The organism is Exiguobacterium sp. SH0S7 (assembly GCF_004337195.1).
Taxonomy (GTDB): domain Bacteria; phylum Bacillota; class Bacilli; order Exiguobacteriales; family Exiguobacteriaceae; genus Exiguobacterium; species Exiguobacterium aurantiacum_A.
The window spans coordinates 1-428 of sequence record NZ_SJVA01000037.1; the positions used below are offsets into that span (position 1 = coordinate 1).

Below are 428 nucleotides of genomic sequence, written 5' to 3' on the forward strand. Positions count from 1 at the left end.
ATATTAGACAACTGCATTCCTGCCAGATTAAATGTTTTACTTGGAGCTATACATGTAACTATTTTATCCTTGTACTCTGGGCATAATGACTGTAAAGGAGTATGTTTAAATCCTTTTCTAATTAAATCAGAATGTATCTCATCAGCTATTATCCATAGGTCATATTTTTTACATATTACTACAACCTTTTTTAATTCATCTTCTCTCCAAACTCTTCCAACAGGGTTGTGAGGACTACAAAGTATCAGTACTTTATTGTTGCTACACTTAGCTTTTTCTTCTAAATCATCATAATCCATCCTATAAGTACCATTCTCATATATTAGAGGATTGTTTACAACGTCCCTATTATTGCTCTTTATCTTAGCTTCAAATGGGTAATACACTGGTTTTTGGACTATTACACCTTCATTAGAATTAGTTAATAT

At 31.3% G+C, this 428-nt stretch carries 1 protein-coding gene; it reads right to left on the reverse strand.

All coding sequences use genetic code 11. The features are described 5' to 3' along the window. Positions 1–386, reverse strand: a 386-nt coding sequence (locus tag EVJ22_RS15290) for an aminotransferase class I/II-fold pyridoxal phosphate-dependent enzyme (protein ID WP_199749346.1), incomplete at its 3' end; no start/stop codon positions are given. Positions 387–428 lie beyond the last annotated feature (42 nt).